This window comes from Chamaesiphon sp. OTE_20_metabat_361, from assembly GCF_031364565.1.
This window is the reverse complement of the sequence record NZ_JANLWO010000767.1, coordinates 1-7,558: the sequence shown is the minus strand read 5'-3', so window position 1 is coordinate 7,558 and position 7,558 is coordinate 1. Positions and strand designations below refer to the sequence as shown.

Sequence of the window (7,558 nt, the reverse complement as noted above, 5' to 3'; positions counted from 1 at the left end):
AATGGGGCGGGTGGCTTTTTGGGAGCGAGTTTACCCTCGATGGACTTAACTTGATGGGCGTTAGCTTTGCCGATCTCGACTAACCTCTCAGCTTCGGCTTGACTCAATACCCGCGTCGATTCGGCGACGTTTTCCCTCGCTCCAGCATCATCGCTAATTTCTTCATCTGGGGCTGGTGAAATAGATTGAGCAGTACCATTGTAAAAGGCTCTGAATCCTTCGGCATAATCTACAAATACCGACCAATAATCTTGCGGTATGAAGGATTGAATTTCTCGCTCTCGTTGACAGACTAAATGCAGGGTGGCGGACTGAACTCGCCCAACGCTTTTGGCTCCATTATTAAGTCGCCAGATTAGCGGCGATCCTTTGTAGCCGACAAGCTTATCCAGACAATCGCGACACCTACCTGCTTCTACTAAAGCCATATCTAGAGAGCGGGGAGAAGCGATCGCTTTTTTGACAGCAGACTCGGTAATCTCTTGATAGACCACTCGCTGGGGCTGTTTTAGTTTCAATACTTGAGCGATATGCCAGCCGATGACTTCACCTTCCCGATCTGGATCTGAGGCGATGAATACTCGATCTGCTCGTTCGGCTGCGGCAATGAGTCCGGCGATCGTTTGTTTGGCGCGATCGTCGCGGGGGATATAGCGGCAGTCGATCGTGTCTGCACCCAAGTCAAAGCCTAACGCACCATCCCCATCGTTAGCGAGTTGGCGAATATGCCCGATAGCGAAGCGCTGCCTTGGCAGGTCGATGCCTTGACATCCCAGTCCGATCCGAGGATACTTTTGAGCTTTTTGATTTTGCCAGCAGATTCAACAATGAGCAGATTTCGCATAAATTTAGGTGAACTGAGATTCGGCTAAACAATCGACCTTTGGAAAATTTACCAACGAAGCCTTATTAGACAACTTTTCTAGCTGGCAAATCAACTTAGCTCAGCGACGATACCATCGGTTAATAGTGTTTGATTGGTGAGTAAATCTTCGACACTAATTCGTAACTGTCGATCGCGATCGACGTTGAATGATACCTTGACGCGATCGGTGCCGGGATAGCCTGCTGGTATGAGGTTGGCGATACTGCGACCGCCATCGCGATCGTTTAAGGTTTTGACATCTTTGACGCCACCAGTGAGGCAACGGGTAATCAATCTGTCGCCATCAAAATAGACTTCGGTACCGCCTGTTGTGGCTCCCAATTCGCCGATAATTAATTCGATACTGGGTTGATTTTCGCGGGAGGCACCGAGGGTTAATTCGACAGGTTCGGACATGGGATAAGCTTGTCCCGATTGAATAATTGGATGCCAATTGTGAGCGTTGCGGCGTTTATCCCAATAGCGAACGCCATAACTATGGTAGAGAAAATCTTGAACTTCGATGCCTTGGAGTAATTGTAAAGCACCGTGGGCGATCGCTTCAAATGGTTTGGATTCGCGGATTTTACTGTCATCAAAATACTGCCGCACCCAGGTTTGGACGGCGGGAATTTGGACGGTACCGCCGACTAATAGAACACCATTAATATCATTAGTTTCGACGCCTTGCCGTCTGGCTTGTTGGAGCACTTGTGTCATTGATTCATCTAATCTGTCGAAGAATTGATGGGCTGTGAGGAGCTGCTCGAACCTGTCGCGGGTGAGGCTAAATTCGTAACTATCAAAGGTACGATCGTCGAAATAGGCTTCGGCGGCGGTGGTTTGCAAGGAGAGTTGAATTTTGAGCTTTTCTGCCAAGCGGGTAATTAAGGGTGTGACTTTGATGCCTTGCGCCTCTGCTAGTGCCTGCGCCACCCAATTATCGATATCTGTTCCGCCTAAATTTTGCCCAGCTTTGGCAATTACCCGCGCTAGCTGGGGCTGTTGAGTGGCTGCTTCGAGGGATTTGTCGCCCCATTTTAAGAGGAAGCCGAGCGGCTTTTTGCCCTGCTGGACTTGCTTGGTGAGCTGGACTAGGGATAAATCCAACGTACCGCCCCCAAAATCTACCACCAGCAGGGTTTCGGCGGCGGTCATGCCATATCCCAAGGCGGCGGCGGTTGGTTCGTCAATGAGGCGAATTCGTTCGACTGGGAGCAGATCGCAGACGCTACTCAACCAGTTGCGATAGATCTCGAAACTATCGACAGGGACGGTTAATACTAGGGATTCGCCAATACTTAAGGATTGTTGGAGTTGTTTGAGAATGCCTGTGATGAAGAGTTCGCCTACCCGCTCGAAGGTCATCGTCACCCCATCTAATTCGGGCAAAAATCCCTGAATTTCGGCACCAATGCCCCGCTTGAAGCCCCGAAAATACCGATTGTCACTCTGGAGATCTAGCCCCCGATCGCGTACCATTTGACCTAGTAAGACTCGATCGGTACTACCATCTTCGACATAGACCAAACTCGGAATCAAGGGTGGATTCATGCCACCGACGAGCGCCAATCCGGGTAATGTCACTGTCTCGGCTTGCTGTGTCGCAGCATTCCACCGACTGATGACGGTGTTACTAGTCCCAAAGTCGATCGCGATTGCCATAGATAGGATAGTGGATAGGGGAAGGGGGAAGGGGGAAGGGGGAAAGGGGGAAAGGGGGAAGGGGAAAGGGTAAAGGGTAAAGGGTAAAGGGTAAAGGGTAAAGTAATCGAATAGTCCCCCAGTCTCCCAGTCTCCCAGTCCCCCCGTCCCTCTACCCCTTCGGCCAGGTAAAATAAAAAGTCGTCCCCTTGCCCAGTTCCGACTCTAACCAAATGGTACCACCTTCGGCTTCGACGATCTTTTTGACGATCGCGAGTCCGATGCCTGTACTGTCCGATCGATTTTGCGGATTCACAGCTTGGAAGATTTTAAACATCCGCTCTTGGTGTTCGGGGGCAATCCCCGAGCCATCATCAGACACCGCAAATTCATACCAATCTCCCCGCTGGGCGATCGCAATCCCAATCGTGCCAGCCTCGGAATGATGATGTTTGATGCCGTTGCCGATTAAGTTGACAAATACTTGAAATAATGGTAGGCGCTTGGTGATGAGGATTGGTAGCTCGGCGGGGAGAGCGATCGCAAATGTGGGTGGTGGAGCTAGTGTATCGATGACATCTGCTAGCAATCGTGCCACGGCGACGGGTTCGATCGCGTCCTCGCTGCGACCGACACGAGCATAGTCGAGCAGTCCGTCGATCGTCCCTGCCATCCGATCTACACGGCTGCGTAAGAGGTTCATTTGCGTTCGAGTAGCGGCGGTGAGTTGTCCTGCCAAGTCGTCCTCAATCCACCGGGAGAGATTGGCAACTGCGCGTAGGGGTGCTTTGAGATCGTGAGATACTACATATACAAATGAGTCTAGTTCGCGGTTGCGATCTTCGAGAGCGGCTTGGGTTTGCTTCCGAGCGGTAATATCCCGCGCAATGCCATACATCAAGTTTCGATCGGGATAAGGCATCGTACTCCACGATAGCCAGCGATAAGAGCCATCTTTGCAACGGTACCGATTCTCAAAATCCTTACTCTGCACGCCTGCATTTTGCCCTTGTCGCATCGCGGCGGCAGTGATTGCTACGTCTTCAGGGTGAATTAATTCGACAAAGGATTGCGCCATTAATTCCGCAGTGGTATAGCCCAATACCTGTTCCCATGCTGGATTGAGCCTGGTGAAATACCCGTCAAAGTTGCCGATTGCGAGGAGATCGATCGACAAATTGAAGAAGCGATCGCGCTCTTGCTCTGCTGCTACTCGTGCCGCTTCCAGCCGCTTGCGATCGGTAATCTCTTGCACCGTCGCGTTTACCCCCACCACTCGACCGCTGAGATCTGTTTGCGGGTAGTAGGCAGCTAACCAGTGCCGCTCCACTCCAGGCTGGGAAGGAGTGCTACCACTCAACTCTAAATCGAAAATTGGCTCCCCCGACTCAATAACTTGCCGATACAGGGCTTCGATCGCATCTGCCATTTCTGGCAACACATCCCGGATCGTCAGCCCGATATGTGCGGCGATTGGCAAACCATTAATTTGTGCCAGCCGCTCGTTGACCCGCACGAATTTCAGCTCGTTACTGATATAGGATAGTCCGATTGGAGCCGACAAATAAATAGCTTCGATTTCGCCTAATTGCTGCTGGATCGTGGCTTGCTGCGCCTGGAGGAGTGCTGCTGCTTGCTGGCGTTCGGTAATATCGCGCGAAACCGATAAAATTTGGCTGACTTGTCCATCGGCACCGAGGATCGGTGTGACGATTACTTCCCACCATTTCGGCGTACCTTTAGAAGTCGCACAATAACCATCAAACCGCTTGACTCCCCCAGCTAAGGCGATGCTAAAAGCAGTTTGCGCCGCTGCTCGGTCGCTATCTTGCCAGAATTCGCACCATTGGCTCCTAGCGACAGTGGAGAAGTCATCGATTTCCATCAGCGACTGTCCGTAATCGTTCATATAAATCAACCGACCTGCTAAATCCACAACTTTGATGCAGTCGCGATTGCTCTCTAGGATGCGACGGGTTAATTCTTCACTCTGGCGGAGTAATTCTTCATCGCGCTTGCGTGCGGTGATGTCCCGACCATTGGCATAGATTAATTGCCGATCGAGATCCGGGATCGCACTCCACAACAGCCAGCGATAGGAGCCATCCTGGCAGCGATAGCGATTCTCAAAATTAACGAGCGTATTACCTGCGCTCAAGCTTTCGACAACAGCCATCGTGGCGGCGAGATCGTCAGGATGCACTAAGCTGAGAAAGGGTTGTGCCATCATTTCAGCACTGGTAAAACCGAGCATTTCTTCGCAAACTGGATTGACTCGCACGAAATACCCTTCCAGATTGGCAACTACTAGCAGATCGATCCTTAAATCGAAAAAGCGATCGCGCTCTTGCTCGGCGGCGATCCGCGCCAGTTCAATTCGTTTGAGATCGTCAATATTCCGAAAATAAATCCCCAAGCCGACATCTGAGGGATAAGCATGAACCTCAAACCATGTTTCGGTTAGCTCATAGAATAGCTCGAAATGTACCGCCACTCGATCGGTCACAGCCCGATGATACTCCCGCTCGACAATCGTGCCCACCGTCGCGGGAAACACTTCCCAATGACTTCTGCCCAAATATTCTGCTGGTAATAAACCAGTTGTTTGGCGATATACTTCAGTTGCCGCCGAATTAGTATAGACGACCTGCCAGTCGCGATCGAGCGTCACATAGGCATCGGTCATACTTTCCCAAATCGTCGTAATCTGCTGGTTAGCTGCTGTCAGACTGAGTTCGACTTGTTTTTGGGCAGTGATATCTCGCCAGGAAGCCGTAAACCCATCATCTAATTTAGCAATCTGCACGTTATAGGCATTAGTCAATCGTTCGCCCCCAAATACATCCGTATATACTAAATCTTCTTTGACCAGCGGTATCCCCGTCTCGACCACCTGACAATACTCGGCAAACAATCCCGTCTCGCGAAGGGCCGGAAACACTTCACAGAGCGTTTTACCCCTGTCAGCCTCCGTCATCCGATTGCTCTGCATTGCCGTCATATTTAGATAGTCAAATCGAAAATCGACGATCTGCCCAGCACGATCGCGAATTGCCGAGCAAATGCCAAAACAGTCGAGCATATTTTCGATCGCCGTCCCAAACCGCTGTTCACACTGTCTCAATTGCCGTTGCAAGCGGTTATTTTCAATCGCACTGCGGAGCGTCGCGAGTAATAGCTCTGCTGTCAGGTCGCTCTTGACTAGATAATCTGCCGCACCCATTTTGATAGCGCGAACGGCAATCCGTTCGTTACCCTGCCCCGATATCATCACTACAGGCGGATTGCTGCCACTGGTTTGCACCGCTAATCGCTCTAGAAAATCTAGCCCATTGCCATCGGGGAGGAGATAATCGAGCAGCACAGCATCGATCTGGTGAGAGCGGCATAGTTCGAGTGCCGCTGCGACTGATTCTGCGATTAAGAGATGATAGTTAGAGTTGGACGATCTTAGGGCACGTCGATACAACTCTCGATCGGTAGCAACATCATCGACGATTAGCAGCGTGTAGGGCGAAGTACTCATAAATTTCAACTCGACCGTAGCAAACTACAGATTACTTGAAAATAATTTATCTGTAATCTATCCACTGACTTAGAGATTATACCACTAGCCCAAAGAAAGATGTCGGCATCGATTTGGGCTTGAAGTTTGAGTTTTATCCGCCGAGCGCTATCTACACCGATCCATTACGCACTAATTGCCGCAACTTAGCATGATTCTCGCAGTTGAGCTGCCTTTCTACAGGTCTAATCCTGTTATCTAACGATCTACCTTTGGGTAGAAGTGGTTCGAGCTGGATTCTGCAATGCTGTAGATGTAATCAGGAAAGCTAGCAAACAAAACTTTATGGCAAATTTACACGATATTGTCGAAGGTATTCAAGATGCCCTGGGCAATCTAACGCCAACCCCAGTTGTACTCCAAGAAGAATCGACTGCCTACGACCTCAAAAAGCGGCTCGAATGGGGCGAACCTGCCTTATCGATTATTGATATTCGCGAACATGAAGCCTTCAACCAAGGACGCATCACTGGGGCAGTCTCGATGCCCATGGAGCAGCTCGACCAGATGAAGTCTACACTCCAGCCCGAGCATGATATCTACATCTATGCCGAGTCTGACGATCGAGCGCATGAAGCCGCTCAAATGCTCAGAGCTGCTGGCTTTGAAGCCGTAACTCATATCATGGGCGGTCTGGATGCTTGGCACGAAATTGGCGGCCCGACTGAAGGCGTTCAAGAAGATGCCTCACCCCCAACCGCCGACGCATTTAATGTCATCTCTCGTCTGAAGGAAGACCATGATACCAAGGTGGCAGGTAAGGCGCAGCACGCTAACGACGATTGAGGGAATAGCTGCTGTGTACACACAAGTTTGGAGCGAAGCGAAAACCCTAGAAATCCCCCTCAATCCCCCTTGGAAAGGGGGACTTTAGAGCAAGCTTTCCAAGGGGGTTGGGGGATTTAGATCTGGAAACGGAGCAACAGCCGACTTGTGCATACACCGTAGGAGGGGGATAGGGGATCGAGACAGGGGATACTTTGGATGAAAACAATACCGAACAAAATTGTATTTTTACTTTCGCAGGAGGTCTATTTCTCCCTCTTCACCACATGATTGCCAATCTGACTGACAACGGCTGGGAAATCATCTACCATCGCGCTCACGCACTCCTAGCTGCCCAAGTAGCGGCGCATTGGGAGACTCCAGATGATACAGCTCATCTGGTGGATACGATCGCCGCGATCGCCCATCATGACGATCTAGAGCGCGAATGGCAAGGCGACTGCCTCACTAAAGCCGGGGCACCACTAGACTTCACCTTGGGCGAAAATTTGGAAGTAGCACCCCTGTACGAGCATGTGGAAAATGCCCTCTATCGGGGGCGCTGGGTCGCATTGCTGGTATCCATGCACATGAGCTTTCTAAATGAGGGACGGCGCGGCAAGCTCCCCGAACTCGATGAGTTTTTGGACAAACAAATCGAGCTACAAACTACCTGGCGCAAAGGCTTGAAGCTCAAAAAAGCTGATGTCCAGAAAGCC

General features: G+C 50.7%; 4 protein-coding genes and 1 pseudogene. 2 read left to right on the top strand and 3 right to left on the bottom strand.

Translation table 11 applies throughout. The features are described from left to right. The 3 genes and pseudogenes from RMO35_RS21680 to RMO35_RS21670 form a co-directional block, all read right to left on the bottom strand. A pseudogene (locus RMO35_RS21680) lies at nucleotides 1–844 on the bottom strand (DNA topoisomerase); the annotation flags it as partial. 90 nt (nucleotides 845–934) lie between these two features. After that, nucleotides 935–2,530 carry an Hsp70 family protein gene (locus tag RMO35_RS21675; RefSeq protein WP_309744190.1) on the bottom strand — a complete coding sequence of 532 codons (1,596 nt, stop codon included), beginning with the start codon at nucleotides 2,528–2,530 and terminating at the stop codon, nucleotides 935–937. A 151-nt stretch (nucleotides 2,531–2,681) separates the two neighbouring features. After that, nucleotides 2,682–6,035 (bottom strand): PAS domain-containing protein, encoded by a 3,354-nt coding sequence (locus RMO35_RS21670; RefSeq protein WP_309744188.1) that lies wholly within the window; start codon nucleotides 6,033–6,035, stop codon nucleotides 2,682–2,684. Between the two features lie 324 nt (nucleotides 6,036–6,359). Here RMO35_RS21670 and RMO35_RS21665 point away from each other — a divergent pair, with 324 nt between their 5' ends. Beyond that, complete coding sequence (locus RMO35_RS21665; RefSeq protein ID WP_309744186.1) at nucleotides 6,360–6,860, top strand: rhodanese-like domain-containing protein; 501 nt, start codon at nucleotides 6,360–6,362, stop codon at nucleotides 6,858–6,860. Nucleotides 6,861–7,126: 266 nt separating this feature from the next. Beyond that, nucleotides 7,127–7,558, top strand: a 432-nt coding sequence (locus RMO35_RS21660; protein WP_309744184.1) for a DUF3891 family protein, incomplete at its 3' end; no start/stop codon positions are given.